Annotated in this window: 21 protein-coding genes; 12 read left to right on the top strand and 9 right to left on the bottom strand. The window is 57.6% G+C overall.

Annotated elements, in window-relative coordinates:
• Positions 1-49 precede the first annotated feature (49 nt).
• The 3 genes from V6L79_RS02285 (at position 50) to V6L79_RS02275 (ending at position 3207) form a co-directional block, all read left to right on the top strand.
• Positions 50-682 (top strand): LysE family transporter, encoded by a 633-nt coding sequence (locus V6L79_RS02285; protein WP_261740230.1) that lies wholly within the window; start codon positions 50-52, stop codon positions 680-682.
• 66 nt (positions 683-748) lie between these two features.
• Complete coding sequence (locus tag V6L79_RS02280) at positions 749-2644, top strand: cytochrome c/FTR1 family iron permease (protein ID WP_338579757.1); 1896 nt, start codon at positions 749-751, stop codon at positions 2642-2644.
• A 110-nt stretch (positions 2645-2754) separates the two neighbouring features.
• Positions 2755-3207 carry a YaiI/YqxD family protein gene (locus V6L79_RS02275; RefSeq protein ID WP_019824452.1) on the top strand — a complete coding sequence of 151 codons (453 nt, stop codon included), beginning with the start codon at positions 2755-2757 and terminating at the stop codon, positions 3205-3207.
• Here V6L79_RS02275 and elbB read toward each other — a convergent pair whose 3' ends face one another.
• Positions 3208-3873 (bottom strand): isoprenoid biosynthesis glyoxalase ElbB, encoded by a 666-nt coding sequence (gene elbB, locus V6L79_RS02270; protein ID WP_261740228.1) that lies wholly within the window; start codon positions 3871-3873, stop codon positions 3208-3210.
• Between the two features lie 108 nt (positions 3874-3981).
• On the opposite strand from elbB, the gene V6L79_RS02265 reads away from it, so the two are divergent.
• Positions 3982-5220, top strand: a complete 1239-nt coding sequence (locus V6L79_RS02265; protein WP_261740227.1) for a sterol desaturase family protein — start codon at positions 3982-3984, stop codon at positions 5218-5220.
• Here V6L79_RS02265 and V6L79_RS02260 read toward each other — a convergent pair.
• Positions 5198-5818 (bottom strand): DedA family protein, encoded by a 621-nt coding sequence (locus V6L79_RS02260; protein ID WP_261740226.1) that lies wholly within the window; start codon positions 5816-5818, stop codon positions 5198-5200. The two genes, V6L79_RS02265 and V6L79_RS02260, sit on opposite strands and share 23 nt — an antisense overlap.
• A gap of 459 nt (positions 5819-6277) precedes the next feature.
• Between V6L79_RS02260 and ppk1 the strand changes: the two genes are divergently transcribed.
• Positions 6278-8515, top strand: coding sequence for a polyphosphate kinase 1 (gene ppk1, locus V6L79_RS02255; protein ID WP_261740225.1), 2238 nt, complete (start codon positions 6278-6280; stop codon positions 8513-8515).
• 227 nt (positions 8516-8742) lie between these two features.
• Here ppk1 and ppx read toward each other — a convergent pair whose 3' ends face one another.
• From ppx to V6L79_RS02230, 5 genes are all read right to left on the bottom strand, one after another.
• Positions 8743-10245, bottom strand: a complete 1503-nt coding sequence (gene ppx, locus V6L79_RS02250) for an exopolyphosphatase (RefSeq protein ID WP_261740224.1) — start codon at positions 10243-10245, stop codon at positions 8743-8745.
• Positions 10246-10544: 299 nt separating this feature from the next.
• Positions 10545-11270, bottom strand: coding sequence for an amino acid ABC transporter ATP-binding protein (locus tag V6L79_RS02245; protein ID WP_261740223.1), 726 nt, complete (start codon positions 11268-11270; stop codon positions 10545-10547).
• Positions 11257-11907: an amino acid ABC transporter permease gene (locus tag V6L79_RS02240; protein ID WP_261742518.1), complete on the bottom strand. Its 651-nt coding sequence runs from the start codon at positions 11905-11907 to the stop codon at positions 11257-11259. Before V6L79_RS02240 ends, V6L79_RS02245 begins: the two co-directional genes overlap by 14 nt.
• Complete coding sequence (locus V6L79_RS02235; RefSeq protein WP_321835083.1) at positions 11904-12569, bottom strand: amino acid ABC transporter permease; 666 nt, start codon at positions 12567-12569, stop codon at positions 11904-11906. Before V6L79_RS02235 ends, V6L79_RS02240 begins: the two co-directional genes overlap by 4 nt.
• Before the next feature lie 21 nt (positions 12570-12590).
• Entirely contained in the window at positions 12591-13376 is a 786-nt protein-coding gene (locus V6L79_RS02230; protein ID WP_261740221.1) for a transporter substrate-binding domain-containing protein, read from the bottom strand.
• 313 nt (positions 13377-13689) lie between these two features.
• On the opposite strand from V6L79_RS02230, the gene trxA reads away from it, so the two are divergent.
• The 4 genes from trxA (at position 13690) to V6L79_RS02210 (ending at position 18090) form a co-directional block, all read left to right on the top strand.
• Positions 13690-14019, top strand: coding sequence for a thioredoxin TrxA (trxA, locus tag V6L79_RS02225; RefSeq protein ID WP_016783018.1), 330 nt, complete (start codon positions 13690-13692; stop codon positions 14017-14019).
• Positions 14020-14252: 233 nt separating this feature from the next.
• Positions 14253-15512 carry a transcription termination factor Rho gene (gene rho, locus V6L79_RS02220; protein WP_048360574.1) on the top strand — a complete coding sequence of 420 codons (1260 nt, stop codon included), beginning with the start codon at positions 14253-14255 and terminating at the stop codon, positions 15510-15512.
• A 143-nt stretch (positions 15513-15655) separates the two neighbouring features.
• Positions 15656-17122 carry a 4-hydroxy-3-polyprenylbenzoate decarboxylase gene (ubiD, locus tag V6L79_RS02215; RefSeq protein WP_261740219.1) on the top strand — a complete coding sequence of 489 codons (1467 nt, stop codon included), beginning with the start codon at positions 15656-15658 and terminating at the stop codon, positions 17120-17122.
• Positions 17122-18090 (top strand): CDP-6-deoxy-delta-3,4-glucoseen reductase, encoded by a 969-nt coding sequence (locus V6L79_RS02210; RefSeq protein ID WP_261740218.1) that lies wholly within the window; start codon positions 17122-17124, stop codon positions 18088-18090. The genes ubiD and V6L79_RS02210 overlap by 1 nt, the downstream gene beginning before the upstream one ends.
• A gap of 107 nt (positions 18091-18197) precedes the next feature.
• Here the strand turns inward: V6L79_RS02210 and V6L79_RS02205 are convergent, their stop codons facing one another.
• Positions 18198-18677, bottom strand: a complete 480-nt coding sequence (locus V6L79_RS02205) for a sn-glycerol-3-phosphate transporter (RefSeq protein ID WP_261740217.1) — start codon at positions 18675-18677, stop codon at positions 18198-18200.
• Between the two features lie 216 nt (positions 18678-18893).
• Between V6L79_RS02205 and V6L79_RS02200 the strand changes: the two genes are divergently transcribed.
• Positions 18894-19541, top strand: coding sequence for a gamma-glutamylcyclotransferase (locus V6L79_RS02200; protein WP_261742517.1), 648 nt, complete (start codon positions 18894-18896; stop codon positions 19539-19541).
• On the opposite strand, the gene glpT is transcribed toward V6L79_RS02200, so the two are convergent.
• A complete protein-coding gene (glpT, locus tag V6L79_RS02195; RefSeq protein ID WP_261740216.1) occupies positions 19538-20893 on the bottom strand; it encodes a glycerol-3-phosphate transporter in 1356 nt (451 codons plus the stop codon). The two genes, V6L79_RS02200 and glpT, sit on opposite strands and share 4 nt — an antisense overlap.
• A gap of 354 nt (positions 20894-21247) precedes the next feature.
• Here glpT and V6L79_RS02190 point away from each other — a divergent pair, with 354 nt between their 5' ends.
• Together V6L79_RS02190 and V6L79_RS02185 are read left to right on the top strand one after the other, a co-directional pair.
• A complete protein-coding gene (locus V6L79_RS02190) occupies positions 21248-21943 on the top strand; it encodes an energy transducer TonB (protein ID WP_338579756.1) in 696 nt (231 codons plus the stop codon).
• A 52-nt stretch (positions 21944-21995) separates the two neighbouring features.
• Positions 21996-22400: a flagellar basal body-associated protein FliL gene (locus V6L79_RS02185; protein WP_261740214.1), complete on the top strand. Its 405-nt coding sequence runs from the start codon at positions 21996-21998 to the stop codon at positions 22398-22400.
• Positions 22401-22417 lie beyond the last annotated feature (17 nt).

The following is a 22417-nucleotide window of genomic DNA, read 5'->3' as shown; positions in this document are numbered from 1 at the left end:
CCAACGCATTAGCTTAAGGACTTGTTACAGATTTTGTCCGAGGTGTGCGATGTCGTTGGAAACGTGGTTGGCCTTTTTTGCTGCCTGTTGGGTTATCAGCCTGTCCCCCGGCGCGGGTGCAATTGCCTCGATGTCGTGTGGCCTGCAATACGGTTTCTGGCGCGGTTACTGGAATGCATTGGGCCTGCAACTGGGCCTGGCGCTGCAGATCGCGATTGTCGCCGCGGGTGTAGGCGCAGTGCTCGCGGCCTCATCCACCGCCTTCTATGCGATCAAATGGTTTGGTGTGGCCTACCTCGTCTACCTCGCGGTCAAACAATGGCGTGCGCTGCCAGCTGACCTCAGCGATGACGCCGCCGTACGGCCCATCGGCAAACCGCTGGCGCTGATATTTCGTGGCTTTCTGGTCAACGTCAGCAACCCCAAGGCGCTGGTGTTCATGCTCGCCGTCTTGCCGCAGTTCGTAAATCCCGCAGAGCCGCTGGTGTCCCAATACCTGACGCTGGGCGTGACCATGATCTGCGTTGACCTGATTGTTATGGCTGGCTACACCGGCTTGGCCTCGAAGGTTCTGCGCCTGCTGCGCACTCCCAAACAACAGCAGCGCATGAATCGCACTTTTGCCGGTTTGTTTGTCGGCGCGGCGGGTTTTCTGGCAACGCTGCATCGCTCAACAACCTAAAGGCCTTGAGTCGGGGTGATGGGAAGTGAACAATGTGTTACTTCTCATTTCCATTCGGATTGATCGATGACCGCCCGCTCGCGTTTTTTGGCATGGCTACTGCTGCCCGTGCTCGCGTTGTGCAGCCTTGCTGCTTCTGCCAACGCCCCGGAAGGTGCCTCACAGGCGCTTCACTTAATTGACTACATTGGTGCGGACTACCCGCCTACGGTTGAAAGCGGCAAGGTCATCGACGAGACCGAATACCGCGAGCAACTCGAATTTTTGGTTGTGCTCAAAGGGCTGATCGCTGATTTGCCGCAGCGCCCTGAGCGTGACGAGCTGGTGCAAGGCGTGAGTGCCTTGCACACTGCCATCGAACAGCGTGAAGACGGCGTCGCCGTTGCCCGTGCCGCGCGCCAGCTCGGCGCCAATCTGGCCGTGGCCTACGAGGTCAGTCAAGCCCCCGCGATTACCCCAGACCCTACCCGCGGCACGCCGCTCTACGCCCAAAATTGCTCGGTGTGCCACGGTGAAACCGGCGCCGGTGATGGCCCCGCGGGTGTCGGTATGACACCGCCTCCGGCAAACCTGCGCGACGCGCAGCGTCTGGACCGGCTGAGCCTCTACGCGATCTACAACACCCTGGGTCTGGGCGTTGAGGGCACCGACATGCCCTCGTTCGCCGATCAGCTGGACGAGCGCCAGCGCTGGGACTTGGCCACCTACATCGCAGGCTTGAGTAACGATCCGACGGCGTCCAGGGCCGACAAAACCTACAACCTGGCGGACCTTGCCCGCCAAACCCCGAATGAAGTGCTGGCGGCTGAAGGCCCCGAGGCGACAGCGACTTTCCGTGCCCAGCGGGCGCAGCCGCCGCAAGTCAAACGCGGCCCGGCGCAGTTGCTTGACTACACCAGTGCCACCCTCGACAAAAGCCTTGCAGCCTACCGCGCGGGTGACCGTGAGCAAGCCTACGACCTGTCGGTTGCGGCTTATCTCGAAGGGTTTGAGCTGGTAGAAAGCTCGCTGGATAACGTCGACGCCAACGTGCGTAAAAACACCGAGAAAGCCTTGATGGCTTATCGGCAATCGCTGCAGGACGGGTTGCCAATCGAGCAAGTCGAGCAACGTCTGGACACCGCCAAAACCTTGCTCAAAGAGTCTGCGGGGCTGTTGGGCGACGATGGCTTGAGCTGGACCTTGAGCTATATCTCGGGCCTGCTGATTTTGCTGCGCGAAGGCCTGGAAGCGATTCTGGTACTGGCCGCGATCCTCGCATTCCTGCGTAACACCGGCCAGCAATCGGCTGTGCGTAGCGTCAATATCGGTTGGGGGTTGGCCTTGGTTGCCGGTCTTGCGACATGGGCGCTGGCCGCCTATGTGATCGACGTCAGCGGTGCTCAGCGTGAATTGCTTGAAGGCTGCACCGCTTTGTTCGCCAGCGTCATGGTGTTGTGGCTGGGCGTGTGGATGCACGACCGGCGTCACGCGGCAGCATGGCAGGACTACATCAAAAGCAGTCTGGTCAGCGGCGGCGGACGCTTTGGCTTCGCGATCCTGGCGTTCTTCTCGGTATACCGCGAGCTGTTCGAAGTGATCCTGTTCTACGAAACCCTGTGGCTGCAAGCAGGCCCGGCCGGGCACAACGCTGTACTGGCGGGCGGCGCCACGGCTTTGGTATTGCTGATGGGCCTGGCGTGGATCATCCTGCGTGGCTCGGCCAAACTGCCATTGGCGCTGTTTTTCGGCATCAATGCGGCGCTGCTCTGCGCGCTGTCGGTAGTATTCGCCGGGCATGGCGTAAAAGCGCTGCAAGAGGCCGGTATTTTCGGTACGCGCCCTGTGGCGTTCTTCGACTTCGAGTGGCTGGGTATTCACGCGGATGCCTACTCGCTGGGTGCGCAGGCCGTGGCGATCCTGGCAATTATCGTGCTGTATAGCCGCAGCAAGTTGGCGGAAAAACGCCGGGTGCAGGCCTGACCTTATAGCAACCCCGGTGGGAGCGATCCTGATCGCGAAGGTCGTTCGCGAGCAGGCTCGCTCCCACGGTTGAAGTTTTCTGTAGCCTTCACTGTTCAGGAGTTATCCCCATGCGTGTCTGGATCGACGCAGACGCTTGCCCCAAGGCAGCGAAGGATCAAGTCATCAAGTTCGCCCTCAAGCGTCAATTTGAGGTCGTACTGGTGGCAGGCCAGAGTCAGATCAAACCGACTTATGCGCTGGTTAAACTGATTGTGGTGCCCAGTGGCCCGGATGCGGCGGATGACTATTTGGTGGAGCACGCAGTGCCCGGTGAACTGGTGATTTGCAGCGATGTGCCGCTGGCCGATCGGCTGGTCAAGAAGGGAGTGGCGGCGCTGGACCCGCGGGGCAAGGAGTTTGACCCGCAGAACATGGGCGAGCGGCTGGCGGTGCGCAATCTGTTCACCGATCTGCGCGAGCAGGGCCAGGTGAGCGGCGGGCAGGGTGCCTATGGCGAACGTGAAAAGCAGGCGTTCGCCAATGCCCTGGACCGCATCCTGACCCGGCTGGCGCGGGGCTGATCAGGCTTTTTGCGTCAACTCCAGCACGCGGTCAACCATCTTGTTGATCCCGGCCGCCGCTTCGCTGATGGATTTGGCAAGCATATAGGCCGGGGTGCTGACCAGTTTGCGGGCCTTGTCTTCGACAATCTCCGACACTTCGCAGTCTTCGTGGGTGCCGCCCATTTTGGTCACGGCCGCAGCGGTATCCGCGTCTGTACCGATGGTGCAGATCACCCCCGGGCCATAAATCTTGGCGGCGATGGCGGGAGAAATACACATCAGGCCAATAGGTTTGCACGCTTGTGCAAAGGCTTCGGCCAGGCTCAAAACGTCTGCCTGGACCGAGCACGCGGCGCCTTCAGTGGCAAAGCTGGAGAGGTTTTTGGCTGCACCAAACCCGCCCGGCACGATCAGGGCGTCAAAGTCTTCGACTCGGGCTTCGCGAACATCCTTGATCTCACCCCTGGCAATACGCGCCGATTCCACCAGCACGTTGCGCGTTTCGGGCATTTGTTCGCCGGTCAGGTGGTTGATGACGTGAAGTTGCGCAATGTCGGGGGCAAAACATTGCACTTTGGCGCCACGCTGATCGAGGCGCAGCAGGGTGATGACGCTTTCGTGGATCTCGGCACCGTCATAGACGCCGCAGCCCGAAAGAATGACGGCAACTTTTTTTGTGGTCATGTTGGTCTCCTTGTTCATGGCGTTAATGTCGCCTGATTTGGCGCTTGATGCCATAGGGTTTCGCAGGAAGTGCGCCTACGCTTGATGGATCGTCGGTCGGGGTGTGCCATGAAGCTGATTTTGTATGCAGTGCCGTTTTTCTTTGTGCTGATTGCTGTCGAGCTGCTGGCCGACCGCTGGCGCGGGATGCGTACCTATCGCCTGGCAGACACCATCAGCAGCCTGAGCGCGGGAGTGCTGTCGACCACGACCGGGTTGCTGACCAAGGGCGTGGGCCTGATCACCTACGCCCTGGCGCTGAAGTATGTGGCGTTGCTGCAACTGCCTGAGGACAGCCTGTGGGTCTGGCTGTTTGCTTTCGTGTTTTATGACTTCTGCTACTACTGGCACCACCGCCTTGGGCATGAGCGCAACGTGCTGTGGGCGGCGCATTCGGTGCATCACCAGAGCGAAGACTACAACTTGTCCACAGCCCTGCGCCAAACCAGTACCGGGTTTATATTTGGCTGGATCTTTTACCTGCCGATGGCGTTGTTGGGCGTGCCGTTGCTGGTGTTTGTCACGGTGGCGACCCTTAACTTGCTCTATCAATTTTGGGTTCATACCCGCCATGTGCCCAAGCTGGGCTGGTTCGAGTGGTTCTTTGTGACGCCTTCCAATCATCGGGCTCACCATGCGCAGAATGCTCTCTACATGGATCGCAATTACGGCGGGGTGTTCATTGTCTGGGATCGTTTGTTTGGCACCTTTCAGGAAGAGGATGACGCCGAACCGGTGATTTTCGGTGTGACCACCCCGTTGCAAAGCTGGAATCCGCTCTGGGCCAACTGGCAGTTTTACGGTCAGTTACTGGCCGATGCGCGGCGCACCGAGCGCTGGTGGGACAAGCTGCGGATCTGGTTTATGCCCACGGGCTGGCGCCCCGCGGATGTGGCGGCGAAGTACCCGATGAACAAGCCGGACCTGAGCCAGTTTGTAAAATTCGAGGTGCCATTGGCGCTGCGCCAACAGCTGTATATCGCGATGCAATTTGTGGTGTATGTAGCGCTGGGCAGTTATTTGCTGAATCTGGGCGAGACGTTGCCGACCCCTGCTCTGATCCTGGGTTGGGGCTATATGGCGTTGGGATTGTTTGTGTTGGGCGCCAGCCTGGAAAACCGGCCTTGGGCACTGAAGCTTGAGTGGCTGCGCCTGGCGCTGAACGTGCCACTGGTGTGGCTGGCCCCTTGGGTGGGGCTGTGGCCGTCCAGCGCTTTGGGCTGGATCGGCCTGTTCAGTTACACGGCGCTGAGTGTGATGGGGTTGTACATGTGCAGAAACCGCATCACTCAGCTGGCGGGTTGCTGATCTCGGTGGTGCTCTTGCTCTTCTCTTCGAGTGCGGTCTGTTTGGCCTGACGCGCATTTTTGAAGCGGCGACGGGCCCACAGGCACAGACCGATCAGCAGCAATCCACCGAGCACCCACAGCTCATATTTCTTGACGTTGCCCAGCAAGCCTTCGAGCACGGCGCCAAAATGGTAGGCGGCGGTCGCCAGCGCGATAGCCCAAATCGCAGCGCCAATGCCGTTAAGCAGCAAGTAGCGGCCCGGCGGGTAGCCTGACAGACCAATGGCTACAGGCATGACGGTACGCAGGCCGTAGACGAAGCGGAAACTCAAGACCCAGATATCCGGGTGCTTGCGAATGTGCTCCAGTGCCTTGTCGCCCAAAAGTTGCCAGCGCGGTTTACGCGCCAACAGTTTGCGGCCGTGCTTACGCCCCAGGAAGTACCACAGCTGGTCGCCGGCATAACTGCCGAGGAACGCCACGATCATGACCAGTTTGAGGTCCATGTATCCGCGGAACGCCAAGAAGCCTGCGAGAACCAGGATGGTCTCACCTTCAAAGAACGTCCCTAGAAACAGGGCGAAGTAGCCAAATTCTTGAAGAAATTGTTGGAGCATTGTCTGGATGCTGGCGAAATGAACGCGCAGCCTACGCCTTAAGGGACGTTCAGGAAAGTATCGAACTGTGTCTTGTCGTTAACAATTCCTACAAATCATGTGTATTTGACTTACATCATTAGTGTTGTCATCTAGTGTTCATGACGAGGAGCTATAAAGGTGCGCGCGCGTAATTGCTGCCCGTTGTCACCCGGTGTAGCGGCTGCCAAAGGCTGCGATCAGGTCTGCAGGGACTTCGACGTGATGGGGTTGCTACGCGCCCCATCGCAGCCTTCGGCAGCGACTACAGGGGACGGACGTCAGAACAAACTCAACAATTGATCCTCTAATCAGGCTCTAGCCCGCATAAAGCGCCTCTGAGCGGTTTAAACCCACAAGCGTTGATGGCATTCTGGCAACTTGACTGGCGGCGCCGCTTAACTGTTACGAGAGTCAAACCCGCTCTTACAGGAACATTCAATGAATACCGAAGGACTTGCAGAACTCGTTGCCACTGAAGCTCAGCCGATTGCCGAGCCAGTTCCTGAAACCCCGCCTGTATCGCAAGGTCCGGCGCCTGCTGCGGCTGAAACGCACGCGGCGGTGCATCCGACGATTGTCGTTCCTGGCCTTGATGACAGCAGCCTGTATATCCATCGTGAACTGTCGCAATTACAGTTCAATATTCGAGTGCTGGAACAAGCGCTGGATGAGTCCTATCCGCTGCTTGAGCGATTGAAGTTTCTGCTGATTTTTTCCAGCAACCTGGATGAGTTTTTTGAGATCAGAGTCGCGGGTCTGAAAAAGCAAATTACCTTCGCCCGTGAACAGGCCGGTGCTGATGGCTTGCAGCCACATCAGGCGCTGGCTCGCATTAGTGAATTGGTCCACGGCCATGTTGATCGCCAATACGCGATCCTCAACGACATTCTGTTGCCCGAGCTTGAAAAGCATCAGGTGCGCTTTATTCGTCGTCGGCACTGGAACACCAAGATCAAGGCGTGGGTACGCAAGTTCTTCCGCGACGAAATCGCGCCGATCATCACCCCGATTGGCCTGGACCCGACCCACCCGTTCCCGTTGCTGGTGAACAAGAGCTTGAACTTTATCGTTGAGCTTGAAGGCATCGATGCCTTTGGCCGCGATTCGGGCCTGGCGATCATCCCGGCACCACGTCTGCTGCCACGGGTTATCAGGCTGCCAGAAGAGGTCGGCGGTGCAGGGGACAACTATGTGTTCCTGTCGTCGATGATTCACGCCCATGCGGATGACCTGTTTCAGGGCATGAAGGTAAAAGGTTGCTACCAGTTCCGTCTGACCCGTAACGCCGACCTGGCGGTCGATACCGAAGATGTAGAAGACCTTGCCCGCGCTCTGCGTGGTGAGCTGTTTTCACGTCGCTACGGCGATGCCGTGCGCCTGGAAGTCGCCGATACCTGCCCTAAACACCTGTCGGACTACCTGCTCAAGCAGTTCAGCCTGCACGAAACCGAGTTGTATCAGGTCAATGGCCCGGTGAACCTGACGCGTCTGTTTAGTATCACGGGGCTCGACAGCCACCCGGAGCTGCAATACACGCCGTTCACCCCGGCTATCCCGAAGCTGTTGCAGAACAGCGAAAATATTTTCAGCGTGGTCAGCAAGCAGGACATTTTGCTGCTGCACCCGTTCGAATCGTTTACCCCGGTCGTTGATTTGCTGCGCCAGGCGGCCAAAGACCCGCATGTATTGGCAGTACGCCAGACCTTGTACCGCAGCGGCGCCAACTCTGAAATCGTGGATGCGCTGGTGGATGCAGCGCGTAACGGCAAGGAAGTGACCGTAGTGATCGAGCTGCGTGCGCGTTTTGACGAAGAGTCCAACCTGCAACTGGCCAGCCGTTTGCAAGCGGCCGGTGCGGTGGTGATCTATGGTGTGGTCGGCTTCAAGACCCACGCCAAGATGATGCTGATCCTGCGCCGCGAGGCGGGGGAGATCGTGCGTTATGCGCACCTGGGTACCGGCAACTATCACGCGGGCAACGCCAAGCTCTACACCGACTACAGCCTGCTGACCTCCGACGATGCGCTGTGTGAAGACGTCGGCAAGCTGTTCAGCCAGTTGATCGGCATGGGCAAAACCCTGCGCATGAAGAAGCTGCTGCACGCGCCGTTTACGTTGAAAAAGGGCATGCTCGACATGATTGCCCGTGAAACCCAGTTTGCCGTTGAAGGCAAGCCGGCGCACATCATCGCCAAGTTCAACTCGCTGACCGACCCGAAAATTATTCGGGCGCTGTACAAGGCCAGCCAGTCCGGCGTGCGAATTGATTTGATCGTGCGTGGGATGTGCTGCTTGCGCCCAGGGATTCCAGGTGTTTCGCACAATATCCATGTGCGCTCGATCATTGGCCGCTTCCTGGAGCACACGCGGGTGTTCTACTTCCTCAATGGTGGCGAAGAGCAGATGTTCCTGTCGAGTGCTGACTGGATGGAGCGCAACCTCGATAAACGCGTCGAGACCTGCTTCCCGGTCGAGGGCAAAAAGCTGATTTTGCGGGTCAAGAAAGAGCTGGAGTGCTATCTGACCGACAACACCCACAGCTGGAGCCTGCAGTCGGACGGTCGTTATATCCGCAATACGCCAACCGGCAACCAGAACCCGCGCAGCGCCCAAGCCACGCTGCTTGAGCGCCTGAGCCTGCCGGTACTGGCAGTCAGCACCGGGCCGTCGGTTTAGCAGGTGAAGCGAGGTAAGCAAGCTTCGTAGCAGCTGCCGAAGGAACGAGGCTGCGTTCGGCTGCGCAGCAGTCGTAAACCCGGTGGGCGTGATGTAGCTGAAACATCAAGGCTGCATGGTTTTACGACTGCTGCGCAACCGGACGTAGCCTCGCACTGCTCGTCAACTGCTACAGGTATTGTGCTCGCCTTGTAGCCGCTGTCTTAGGCAGCGGCTACAAAACGCGGTCAGGAAACCGTCAGCACAATCCCGACCCGAGTCAGCCATTGCGCTTCTTGCTCGAAGTCGGCCTGGGTCAGCGGGTTCAGTTCCAGCCAGCCTTCGGGGAAGATCACTTCAAGGTGATCGCCCTCGGCGCGCAGCTTGACCTGCGAGGCTTCCTGGTTGCCACGGATGTGGTAGAACAGGATCGCAAAGCGCAACAGCACGCACAGGCGAATCAGCTTGATGCCGTCTGCGTCAAATTCGGCGAATTTGTCTTTTGGAATATTACGTCGATGACCGCGTACCAGCAGCGCGAGCATTTGCTGGTCTTCGCGTGAGAAACCGGCAAGGTCGGAGTGCTCGATCAGGTAGGCGCCGTGCTTGTGGTAGTGATAGTGGGCAATGTCCAGGCCCACTTCATGCACCTTGGCCGCCCAACTCAGCAGCTCACGCCAGACACCATCCTTCAAATCCCACGACTTGGTCACCTGGTCAAAGGCGCGCAGGGCTTTGCGTTCAACCCGGGCTGCTTGCTCGCGGTCGACGTGGTAACGGTCCATCAGCGAGCTGAGCGTGCGCTCACGCACGTCTTCGTGGTGATGACGCCCCAGCAGGTCGTACAGCACGCCTTCACGCAGAGCGCCGTCACAGTGATCCATGCGCTGCAATTCAAGCGCATCGAACACTGCTTCAAGGATCGCCAGCCCTGCCGGGAAGATGGCACGACGGTCAGGCTTGATGCCTTCAAAGTCGATCTTGTCTACTTCGCCCAGCTTGAACAGCTTGCGCTTGAGCCAGGACAGGCCTTCAGCGTTCACTTCGCCGTTGCCATGACCGCCGGCCTTGAGGGCCAGGCCAATTGCCCGAATGGTGCCCGAGGAGCCAATGGCTTCATCCCAGGTCAGACGGTGCAGAGCGTGTTCAATGCTCATGATCTCGAGACGCGCCGCGGTGTAGGCCTGGGCGTAGCGAGCCGGGGTGATTTTGCCGTCGCGAAAGTAACGCTGGGTGAAGCTGACACAGCCCATCTGCAGGCTTTCGCGCAGCAGCGGTTCAAAACGCTGGCCAATGATGAATTCGGTACTGCCGCCGCCGATGTCGGCCACCAGGCGTTTGCCCGGGGTGTCGGCGAGGGTGTGGGAAACACCCAGATAGATGAGGCGCGCTTCTTCACGACCGGAAATAACTTCGACGGTGTGGCCCAGAATCTCTTCGGCGCGCACGATAAATTCGTTGCGGTTACGCGCCTCACGCAATGCGTTGGTGCCCACAATCCGCACAGCACCCAACGGCATGCCGTTGATCAACTGGGCGAAACGCTTGAGGCAATCGAGCCCGCGCTGCATGGATTCTTCGGTGAGCTTGCGTTCTTCGTCGATGCCGGCAGCTAGCTGCACCTTTTCACCAAGACGCTCAAGAATACGGATTTCGCCGTTCTGGGCCTTGGCCACCACCATGTGAAAGCTGTTAGAACCCAGATCGATGGCGGCGATCAGGGACGGATTCCTGGCTTGGGATTGGGGCATGGTTGAGGGGTCTCGGTCGATAACTTGGCCATCGTGCCACGATCAAACGCTCGCGCCAACGCGTGATGTCAGATGCATTGATATGAAGCACGAAAGCAGTGACGTTAGTTGGTATCGAACAACTCGTCTTTTCAGGCGATCCGATTTCTGTAGCCGCTGACGAGGTACGAGGCTGCGATCGGTCGCAAAGCAATCGTAAATCCTGAAATCCGGGAGCACCTGACACGCCGCGCAGCCTGACTTTACGACGACTTCGTCGCCGATCGCAGCCTCGTACCTCGTCAGCGGCTACCGAGTATCTACAACGTCCCGATAAAATTCGCCAGCTCCGGGGTTTGCGGGTTGGCAAACAGCACTTTTGGATCACCCACCTCATGTACTTTGCCTTGGTGCATAAACACCAGTTTGTCACCGACTTCACGGGCAAAACGCATTTCGTGGGTCACCATAATCAGTGTCATGCCTTCGCGAGCCAGTTGGCGCACCACGCTGAGCACTTCGTTGACCAACTCCGGGTCGAGCGCCGAGGTAATCTCGTCGCACAGCAGCACTTTGGGTGACATGGCCAGCGCCCTGGCAATCGCCACCCGCTGCTGTTGCCCGCCCGACAGACGCTCGGGGAAGGCATCGAACTTGTCGCCAAGCCCCACCCGCTCCAGCATCTGGCGTGCCAGTTCGGCAGCCTTGGCTTTTGGGACCTTTTGCACCACTTGTGGAGCGAGCATGACGTTTTCACCCACGCTCAGGTGCGGGAACAGATTGAACTGCTGAAATACCATGCCGACCTTCTGGCGCAGGCTGCGCAAGTCGGCCCGCGCGGCGTCCAGGTATTCGTTATCGACTTCAATCACCCCATCGTTGATCGACTCCAGCCCGTTCAGGGTTCTGAGCAGGGTGCTCTTGCCCGAGCCGCTGCGACCGATGATTGCAACCACTTGGCCCTGTTCGACGGTCAGGTCGATGCCTTTAAGTACATGGTGGTCGCCGTAGTATTTATGCAGGGCGGTAACTCTAAGCAGAGGCATGCAGTCTCCTTTCCAAATAGCGCGCACTGAGCGACAGGGGGTAGCACAAAAGGAAATAACCGAGCGCCACCAGGCCATAGACCATAAATGGCTCAAAAGTGGCATTGGCCAGCATGCTGCCGGTCTTGGTCAGCTCGGTGAAACCGATGATCGAGGTTACGGCAGTGCCTTTGATAACTTGCACCGAAAAGCCCACGGTCGGCGCGATGGCGACACGCAAGGCTTGCGGCAGGATCACATAGCGCAATTGCTCAAGCGGGCTGAGGGCCAAGCTGGCTGAGGCCTCCCACTGGCCGTGGGCAATTGACTCGACGCAGCCGCGCCAGATCTCGGCCAGGTAGGCACTGGTGAACAATGTCAGGGCCAGTGCTGCGGCCATCCATGGCGAAATATCGATGCCCAGCAACGCGACGCCAAAGAAGATCAAAAACAGCTGCATCAGCAACGGAGTGCCTTGAAACAGCTCTATATAGCCGCGTGCCAGGGTGCGGGCGAAGCGGCTTTTGGAAATGCGCATCAGCAACACCAGCAAGCCGATCAGGCCGCCGCCGATAAACGCGACGAGTGATAAGGCCGCGGTCCACTGCAAGCCCGTCAGCAAATTGCGCACGATGTCCCAGAAGGTGAAATCCATCAGCAGCTCCTGGTCAGGTAGCGGCGACCGACCCAGTTCAGCAACTGGCGGATCAGCAAGGCCATGCACAGATAAATCAGGGTCGTCAGGGCATAGGTTTCAAATGCCCGGAAGTTGCGCGACTGAATAAAATTGGCAAAGAAGCTCAGCTCTTCGGTGGCAATTTGTGAGCAGACCGCCGACCCGAGCATCACGATGATGATCTGGCTGCTAAGCGCTGGCCAAACCTTCGCCAGCGCCGGTTGCAGCACCACGTAGCGAAACACTTCAAATCGGCTCATGGCCAGGGCTGCTGCGGCTTCCAGCTGCCCTTTGGGGATCGCCTGAATGCCTGCGCGAATGATTTCCGTGGAATAAGCACCGAGGTTGATCACCATCGCCAGCACGGCGGCCTGCCATTCGCTGATATGCACGCCCAGGCCCGGCAGGCCAAAGAAGATAAAGAACAACTGCACCAGAAACGGTGTGTTGCGGATCAACTCGACATACAGCCCGAACAGCGCAGCAAATGGCCGAATATTCCACGCCCGCACCACGGCGCCGACAATCCCCAGGCTGACCCCAAGCAGCGTGCCGATGGCCGTCAGTTCCAGGGTGAACAGGGCTCCGCGTAATAACAGGTCGCTGTTTTGCAGCACCGGTAAAAAGTCGAACTGATAAGCCATGATTGACCTCGTCGCAAACTATCAGAGGTCGGCTGGCAACGGCTCTTTAAGCCACTGCAGCGCGTTTTTTTCCAGGCTGCCGTCAGCCTTGGCCGTGGCGAGAATCTGGTTCACTTTGTCCAGCAACTCTGGCTGGCCCTTGTTGACGCCCACGTAGACAGGCGAGTCCTTGAGCTTGAGTTTCATCGCCGGGATGCGCTTGGGGTTACGCTCGCTGATGGTGACCATCACCACGTTGCCGCTGGCGATCAAATCCACCTGGCCTGCCAGATAAGCGGCGATGGTCGAGTTGTTGTCTTCGAAGCGTTTGATGGTGACACCGGCCGGGGCCACATTGGTTAGCTCAATGTCTTCGATAGCGCCCCGAGTGACGCTGATGGTTTTGCCCTTTAGGTCGTCCAAAGTCTTGATTTGGACGTCCGGTGGACCAAACACACCGAGGTAGAACGGCGCGTAAGCGTGGGAGAAGTCGATGACTTTCTCACGATCCGGGTTTTTGCCCAGGCTGGAGATCACCACATCGACTTTGCCGGTAGTCAGGTAAGGCACGCGGTTGGTGCTGTTAACAGGTGTCAGTTCAAGCTTGACCTTGAGTTGGTCGGCCAGCAATTTGGCGGTGTCGATATCCAGTCCGCGGGGCTTCATGTCAGGACCGACCGAGCCGAAGGGCGGAAAATCCTGCGGCACTGCGACCTTGAGCGTACCGCGGGCAATCACATCATCAAGGTCATTGGCGTGAGCGGGGGCCTGGCTCAGCATCAGGCTGGCGAACAAGGCGCAAATCAGGGCGCTGTAACGCTGGGTCATGGCAACTCTCCGGGAACGGGCGGGCGGTGGTGTCTGTTTTGTAGAAGAGCACAGCCCATGCCAACAGCCGTTTCAGAGGGTCAGATGCCAGATTTGGGGGTGTTTTGCAGCCTGACGAGCCTCAATGGTGCGAAAGAGTTGAGATTTATGCACCTCAATGGAGCGCGCCACTTCGGTGGGCTTGCACAAAAGCCCCGGGCGATATCCGCACTCATGTACCACTATAGTAAGAGTCAATCGTCCCTCACCTTCCTGAACGCGAGGATGACAGCTATGATGTGCTACGTTTTTGCTTACAACCACGGAGACTTCCATGAGCAGCGATCTTATTAAACACGTCACCGACGCTAGCTTTGAGGCCGATGTTCTCAAGGCTGAAGGCGCTGTACTGGTCGACTACTGGGCTGAATGGTGTGGCCCTTGCAAAATGATCGCGCCGGTTCTGGACGAGATCGCAGAGACTTACAAAGGCAAGCTGACTGTTGCCAAGCTGAACATTGATGAAAACCAGGAAACCCCTGCCAAGCACGGCGTACGCGGTATTCCTACGTTGATGCTGTTCAAGAACGGCAACGTCGAAGCCACCAAGGTTGGTGCGCTGTCGAAGTCGCAGTTGGCTGCATTCCTCGACGCCAATATCTAAGCGTCGATAAAAGCCCCGCTAAATGCGGGGCTTTTTCATGGCTCAAGGACTAGACGCTATGAAACTCAAGTGGTACATTCGGCCCCGCACTGGTTTCTCCACTGCCCCCTGCAAGCCGTCGCCGACGCACTCCTTATCGAATTAGTACGCGATCCTGTCGCCTTCTCTGCGGCGCGGCCTCATTAAGCCAAAAGCTTAATTTCCCCCTCCATAAATGATTACGTCATTCCTATATGAACCTGACTGAACTCAAGCAAAAGCCGATTACCGAACTGCTCGAATTGGCCGAACAGATGGGCATAGAAAATATGGCCCGTTCGCGCAAGCAGGACGTGATTTTCTCCCTGCTCAAAAAGCACGCGAAAAGCGGCGAGGAAATCTCCGGTGATGGCGTGCTGGAGATTCTCCAGGACGGCTTCGGCTTCCTGCGCTCCGCTGACGCCTCTTACCTGGCCGGCCCGGACGATATCTACGTCTCGCCTAGCCAGATTCGACGCTTCAACTTGCGCACTGGCGACACCATCGTCGGTAAAATCCGTCCGCCAAAAGAAGGCGAGCGGTACTTCGCACTGCTGAAAGTCGACACGATCAACTACGATCGTCCAGAGAACGCGAAAAACAAGATTCTCTTCGAGAACTTGACCCCGCTGTTCCCGACTATTCGCATGAAGATGGAAATCGGTAACGGTTCCACCGAAGATCTGACCGGTCGTGTCATCGACCTCTGTGCTCCGATCGGTAAAGGTCAGCGCGGTCTGATCGTTGCTCCGCCAAAAGCGGGCAAGACCATCATGCTGCAGAACATCGCGTCGAACATTTCGCGTAACAACCCTGAAGTGCACTTGATCGTTCTGTTGATCGACGAGCGCCCGGAAGAAGTTACCGAAATGCAGCGTACCGTACGCGGCGAAGTGGTTGCTTCCACCTTCGACGAGCCACCAACCCGCCACGTGCAGGTTGCTGAAATGGTGATCGAGAAGGCCAAGCGCCTGGTCGAGCACAAAAAAGACGTAGTGATCCTGCTCGACTCCATCACGCGTCTGGCCCGTGCCTACAACACCGTAATCCCGAGCTCCGGCAAGGTATTGACCGGTGGTGTCGATGCTCACGCCCTTGAGAAGCCAAAGCGTTTCTTCGGTGCTGCGCGAAACATCGAAGAAGGCGGTTCGCTGACCATCATCGCTACCGCGCTGGTTGAAACCGGCTCGAAGATGGATGAAGTGATCTACGAAGAGTTCAAAGGCACCGGTAACATGGAACTGCCTCTGGACCGCAAAATCGCTGAAAAACGCGTCTTCCCTGCGATCAACATCAACCGTTCCGGCACCCGCCGCGAAGAGTTGCTGACCGCAGACGACGAGTTGCAACGCATGTGGATCCTGCGCAAGTTGTTGCACCCGATGGACGAAGTCGCAGCTATCGAGTTCTTGATCGACAAGCTGAAGCAGACCAAGACCAACGATGAGTTCTTCCTGTCGATGAAGCGCAAGTAAGTCGTCGCAGGCTAAGCAAAAGCCGGGGAAACCCGGCTTTTTGCTGTCTGAGCTTTTTTGATCCGGGCAGCTCTCCCTTCAGAACAGACGGCTTGGGCGCTACACTCTGCTTCCCAACGCCACGGCCACTATGAGGCTCAAGCATGCAGTATCGCGACTTACGCGACTTTATTAGCGGCCTGGAAAAGCGCGGCGAACTCAAGCGCATCCAGGTTCCAGTGTCTCCCAAGCTGGAAATGACAGAAATCTGCGACCGTACTTTGCGTGCAAAAGGTCCGGCTTTACTGTTTGAAAACCCGGTGGGCTACGACATTCCGGTGCTCGGTAACCTGTTTGGTACGCCGGAGCGCGTGGCCTTGGGCATGGGTGCCGAGGCGGTCAGTGAGTTGCGTGAAATCGGCAAGCTGCTGGCGTTCCTCAAGGAGCCTGAGCCGCCTAAAGGTTTGAAAGACGCATGGTCCAAGCTGCCGATCTTCCGCAAGATCATTGCCATGGCCCCCAAAGTCGTCAAAGACGCGGTGTGCCAGGAAGTGGTCATCGAAGGTGATGACGTCGATCTTGGCCTGTTGCCGGTTCAGCACTGCTGGCCGGGTGACGTTGCGCCGCTGATTACCTGGGGCCTGACCGTGACCAAGGGGCCGAACAAGGAGCGTCAGAACCTGGGCATTTATCGCCAGCAGGTGATTGGCCGCAACAAGGTCATCATGCGCTGGTTGAGCCACCGTGGCGGCGCGCTGGATTACCGCGACTGGTGCGAAAAACACCCTGGCCAGCCATTCCCGGTATCCGTGGCCCTGGGTGCTGACCCAGCGACCATTCTCGGTGCTGTGACCCCTGTGCCGGACAGCTTGTCGGAGTACGCCTTTGCGGGCTTGCTGCGGGGCAATCGCACCGAGCTGGTGAAGTGCCGTGGCAACGACCTGCAAGTGCCTGCCACTGCAGAAATCATCCTTGAAGGCGTGATTCATCCCGGTGAGATGGCCCCAGAAGGCCCGTACGGCGACCATACCGGTTACTACAACGAAGTCGACAGCTTCCCGGTGTTCACCGTCGAGCGCATCACCCATCGGGTCAAACCGATCTACCACAGCACCTATACCGGCCGTCCACCGGATGAACCGGCGATTTTGGGTGTGGCGCTGAACGAAGTGTTTGTGCCGATCCTGCAAAAGCAGTTTCCGGAAATCACCGACTTCTACTTGCCACCCGAAGGCTGCTCGTACCGCATGGCCATCGTGACCATCAAAAAGCAGTATCCGGGACATGCCAAGCGCGTAATGCTGGGTGTGTGGTCGTTTTTGCGCCAGTTCATGTACACCAAATTCGTTATCGTCACTGACGACGACATCAATGCCCGCGACTGGAACGACGTGATCTGGGCCATTACCACGCGCATGGACCCCAAGCGCGACACGGTGATGATCGACAACACGCCAATCGATTACCTCGACTTTGCCTCACCGGTTTCCGGCCTGGGTTCGAAGATGGGGCTGGATGCGACCAATAAATGGCCGGGTGAAACCACCCGCGAATGGGGCCGGGTCATCGTCAAGGATGAGGCGGTCACTCGCCGGATCGATGACATCTGGAATCAATTAGGAATAGATTGATGCGTGTAACCTTGCAGCCTTCAGGTGCGGTACTGGAAACCTTGCCTGGCGAGCGAATTCTGGATGCGGCGCAGCGTTTGGGCTATGAATGCCCACAGAGCTGTCGCAATGGTAATTGCCACGTGTGTGCGGCCTTGCTGGTTGAGGGTCAGGTGGAGCAGGCGGGTGATGTGCGTGATCACGGCGAGTTTTACACCTGCCTGGCGGCGCCGCTGGAAGACTGTGTAGTGTTGTGGGATGGCGTGCTTGCGTTGGGAGAGTTACCGGTGCGTAGCCTGGCGTGTCAATTGACCGAATGTGTCGATATGGGTGGCGATGTGTGGCGGGTGCGCTTGCGTGCACCTGCGGGCAAGCCACCGCGTTATCACGCCGGACAATACGTGATGCTGGAACGTGAAAACGGCGATAAATCGGCGTTTTCGCTGGCCAGTGCGCCGCATTCGGGGCGCGACCTTGAACTGCATGTGCTGGTGCGCGAAGACAGCGCGCGGCGCCTGATCGAACAACTGCAGCGCAACAAAATGGTTCGTCTTGAGCTGCCGTTTGGTGACACCCATTTGTCCGAACTGCCGGACGGGCCGTTGGTCTTGATCGCTGCTGGCACCGGCATGGCGCAAATGCACAGCCTGATCGAGCATTGCCGCGCCAAAGGCTTCAAGCATCCGGTGCATCTGTACTGGGGTGTACGTCGTCCCGAGGACTTCTACACCCTGGAACAGTGGGCTGAGTGGGAGAAAATCCCCAACCTGTTCCTGCACAAGGTGGTGAGTGACTTGTGTGGCTGGGAAGGGCGGTGCGGCATGTTGCATGAGGCGGTGTGTGAAGACATCAGCGATCTGGCCAGCGTGCATGTTTATGCCAGCGGCTCGCCTGCGATGATCTACGGCACTCTTGACGCGCTGGTGGCTGCAGGCATGGACGCACACCAGATGCGTGCCGATGTGTTTGCCTATTGCCCGCGGCCTTGAGCACAACGCAACATCCGTAGTCGCTGCCGAGGCACGAAGGCTGCGAGCTGTTAAAATTTAAAGCTCGCAGCCTTCGTGCCTCGGCAGCGACTACGTCATAGCAAGTTTCAAAAGCGCAGGCCGGTGGTAATCATTGCCGCATTGAAACCTAGCAGTACCAACTCGGCTGCTACCGGGCCGTAGTAAGCGCCGACCGAGGGAATAATCACCGGGGCTACACCGAAGCGGTTGAGCGGAATCTTGTCCTGGTATTCACCGTGGTAGCCTTCCAGCAGGCCGCCTGTCAGCTTCAGGTATACCGGGTACGTGTCGCTATCAAAGCGTTTGCCTGCATAGGCGTAATACGAACGCTGTCTGAATGAGTTGCGAAAGGTCGCTCCGCCGAACAACCAGCCTGAAGCGTCATGGTGCTCAATGCCGATCAGATCCTGATTGTTGTTATGTTCTGAATCTGGCGAAAAGTGTCGGGTATAGACACTGGTTTGCAGATACCAGAAGCCATCTTCTTTTTGCTGTGTGTCATCTTGTGCCAGTGCTGAACTGGCATACGCCAATATCAACAGGTAGCAGATCCCAATGTTTTTCATGTAACAACCTCTGTTGGGTGTGCGCCTGTGGCTGGCAACTATAAAGGGATTGTTTGAAGAGTCCCTGAACGAAAGCCGTTTTGAGTCTAGTCGCATATGTGAAGTCGCCGAGCCATACGTCTTGCTGGGCGGGCCATAGCGTATTGGGTGCTATAAGATTCAGGTCGTTATTTTGTTTACTGCATGTAATGCCTGTAGGACACAATGCCTTCTGCGATAACTACCCGTGAATCTGCCTGCTTGAATCTGGCTTATCCGCCGCGACTCGACCTAGGGGCGCCGTTGACCCCGGAGCAATTGCTCAACTCCATGCACAGCACTATGGCGCGTCACCAAGGCGGGCCGGTTTGGTTGTTTGCGTATGGCTCCCTGATCTGGCGTCCAGAGTGCACGGCGGTCGAGCGTGTGCGTGGCCGGGTGCATGGCTACCATCGCGGGTTGTATCTGTGGTCCCACGAGCATCGCGGCACGCCGCAATGGCCGGGCCTGGTGTTTGGCCTGGACCGTGGTGGTTCATGCAGTGGCTTTGCTTATCGCTTGCCCGAAGACAACCTCGACGCCTCGCTCTACGCCCTGTGGCTGCGCGAAATGCCGGTGCCCTCGTATCGTCCTCACTGGCTTACCTGCCGACTCGAAGATGGCAGTCAGGTGCAGGCCTTGGGGTTTGTGCTGGAGCGACATCTGCCCAGCTATGCGGGCAACCTGCCGGATGGCGTGTTGAGCCAGGTACTGGCCAACGCCAGTGGGCGCTACGGCACTACTCGCGATTATGTCGAGCAGACCGTAAACGCCCTGCGCAGTCACGCCATGCCAGATCGAAACCTGGAGGCACGACTCAAGCGCTGTGGGCCGGTCACGCCTTAAGCGGGAGCGCTGACCGCACGTTCTTCACTGGCCGTATTTTTGTGGCGCAACGTCGGGATCATAAACGCGATGGCCAACAGGCACGCGCTGATCAACAGCACAAAGCCGCCATCCCAACCGAAGTGGTCAACCAGATAGCCCATGGCCGCACTGGCCGCGACCGAGCCGCCCAGGTAGCCGAACAGCCCGGTGAAGCCCGCGGCTGTTCCTGCAGCTTTCTTCGGTGCCAGTTCCAGCGCCTGCAAACCGATCAGCATCACCGGCCCGTAAATCAGGAAGCCGATAGAGAACAGCGCGATCATGTCGACGGTCGGGTTTCCCGGCGGGTTGAGCCAGTAAACCAGCGTTGCGACCGTCACCAGCGACATAAATACAATGCCGGTCAGGCCGCGATTGCCGCGGAAAATTTTGTCCGACATCCAGCCGCACAGCAACGTGCCTGGAATTCCCGCCCACTCATAGAAGAAGTATGCCCACGAGGTGGTATCCACCGTGAAATGCTTGGCTTCCTTGAGATAGGTAGGCGCCCAGTCCAGTACGCCGTAACGCAGCAGGTAAACGAACACGTTAGCCATGGCGATGTACCAGAGCATTTTGTTGCGCAGCACGTATTTGACGAAGATCTCTTTGGCGCTGAATTCGTCTTCGTGGCTGGAGTCGTAACCCACCGGGTAATCATTCTTGTACTGCTCAATCGGCGGCAAACCGACAGACTGCGGGGTATCGCGCATGGCAATAAACGCAAATAACGCTACCACCAGGGCAACCGTTGCGGGCACATAGAAGGCGGCGTGCCAGTCGTTGAACCAGGCCATGCCCAGCAAAAACAGCGGGCCGATCAGGCCGCCGCCCACGTTGTGAGCCACGTTCCATACCGATACCACACCGCCGCGTTCCTTCTGCGACCACCAGTGAACCATGGTCCGGCCACTCGGCGGCCAGCCCATGCCCTGCGCCCAGCCGTTGATAAACAGCAAAATGAACATCATGGTCACGCTGGACGTTGCCCAAGGTGCGAAACCGAAAATGAACATCACGCCGGCTGAAATCAACAAGCCAAAGGGCAAGAAGAAGCGCGGATTAGAGCGGTCTGACACCAGTCCCATAAGGAACTTTGACAAGCCGTAAGCAATGGCAATCGCTGACATCGCGACACCCAGCTGACCCCGGGTATAACCCTCGTCGATCAGGTACGGCATGGCCAGCGAGAAGTTTTTACGCAGCAGGTAGTACCCCGCGTAACCGAAGAAAATACCGGCGAAAATCTGCCAGCGCAGTCGTCGATAAGTGCTGTCTATTTTTTCTTCAGGCAGGGGAGCCTGGTGTGCGGCAGGTCGGAAAAAAGCAAACATTCAAGAGCTCCAAATTTCTTGTTATATCAGCGAGCGCGAACGTTACATTTTCGTTACTGAAAATGACAGGCATTGTCTTCAGGTGTTGAAGGAAATATCCAGCATGCTGTTTTCACTAATGAACATGGCGTGTGGATATAAAACTATCCACAGGGATGACGAATTTATCGGCAGCGAATGTTTAAGTAGGCAGCGGCCCTATGTGCAATCGGAGCCATCCCACGGCAGGATCGGAGCCCATGAACTGAGAAATTGGGCAGCACATTAATAGTATTTCCCCCTCTGCACCCATGTGGGCGCGGTTTGGTGCAATTGCGGGTGGAAGGTATGAAATGTGTATTGATGGTGCTGGGTATGTTGATGACATTGAGTGTATGGGCGAAAGGCTATCCACCTTCGATCGAGCATGTCGTCAAACCTGAATATCCAATTGATCTGCAGCGTATCAAACTGTCTGGCGAGGTCTGGGTGCGCTTTATGGTCAACGCCGACGGCTCGGTGGTCGATCCGCAAATTATCTACAGCACTCATCCGCAATTTGCCGGGGCCACCTTGAAGGTCGTCCGCCAGTGGCGATTCTCGACCTGGCCGCTGGAGGGAGATAACCCTGCGCAAGTCGAAGTCAACGCGCCGCTAGTGTTCAGTTTTGACACGAGCCGCAGCTCGGTGACCGATCTGCGCGATTTTGATCTGGGCGGGGCCACTTGCCGGCAACTCAATACCGAGGTCGAACGTTATATGCGGCGCAAGATCAACATGCCGCTGGCACAGCTGAAATTGTTTATGGCCACTCACGACTGGTTAGTTGGCGCGTATATTGCGAAAAAATATTCCAGCGAGCAGTTGGCAGTGGCGCTGTTTGATCTGTCACAAGGGATGGTAAGGGTGGTGCAGACCTGCCAGCAAAAACGCAGCCGCAAGTTTATGGATATTTTGCCCGAGAGCGTCAGGACGCTACTGATGATGGAGGATGCAAGGGTCGAAGAGGTGAGCATAAGCCAGGCTCACAGGCCTATGGCTTTGCAGGTGCTGGCCGATAACGGTGGATAGGCCTGCAAGCAGCCCCGTATGCTTGCCCTCAAACCGAACAAAGGAGCGAATTGTGAAAGCGTGGATCATGTTGATGCTGGCCCTGTCCTTGCCGATGGCGGCAGTCGCGCAAGAGGAACAAGAAGGCGGCGACAAGGTCAGCTATATCACCCTGAGCCCGCCATTCGTGGGCAACTACGGCCTGGACGGTAGCTCAAGGCTCAAAGTCTACAAGGCCGATATTTCCTTGCGCGTGACGGGTGCCGAGGCGGCCAAGGCAGTTAAAGCCAATGATCCGCTGATTCGCAATCAGTTGGTGGGGCTTTTTACCCAGCAGACCAGCGAAACCCTGGGCAGTGTCGAAGCCAAGGAAAAGCTGCGCCAGGATGCCTTGAAGCAAATCCAGCAAGTGATGACCGACGAAACCGGCAAGCCGATGGTCGACGACCTGCTGTTTAACAATTTGATTGTTCAATAGGGCGCCGTAGACCCGGT

It is taken from the genome of Pseudomonas sp. ML2-2023-6 (assembly GCF_037055265.1).
Lineage (GTDB): Bacteria > Pseudomonadota > Gammaproteobacteria > Pseudomonadales > Pseudomonadaceae > Aquipseudomonas > Aquipseudomonas kulmbachensis.
This window is presented reverse-complemented; position numbering and strand designations above follow the sequence as displayed.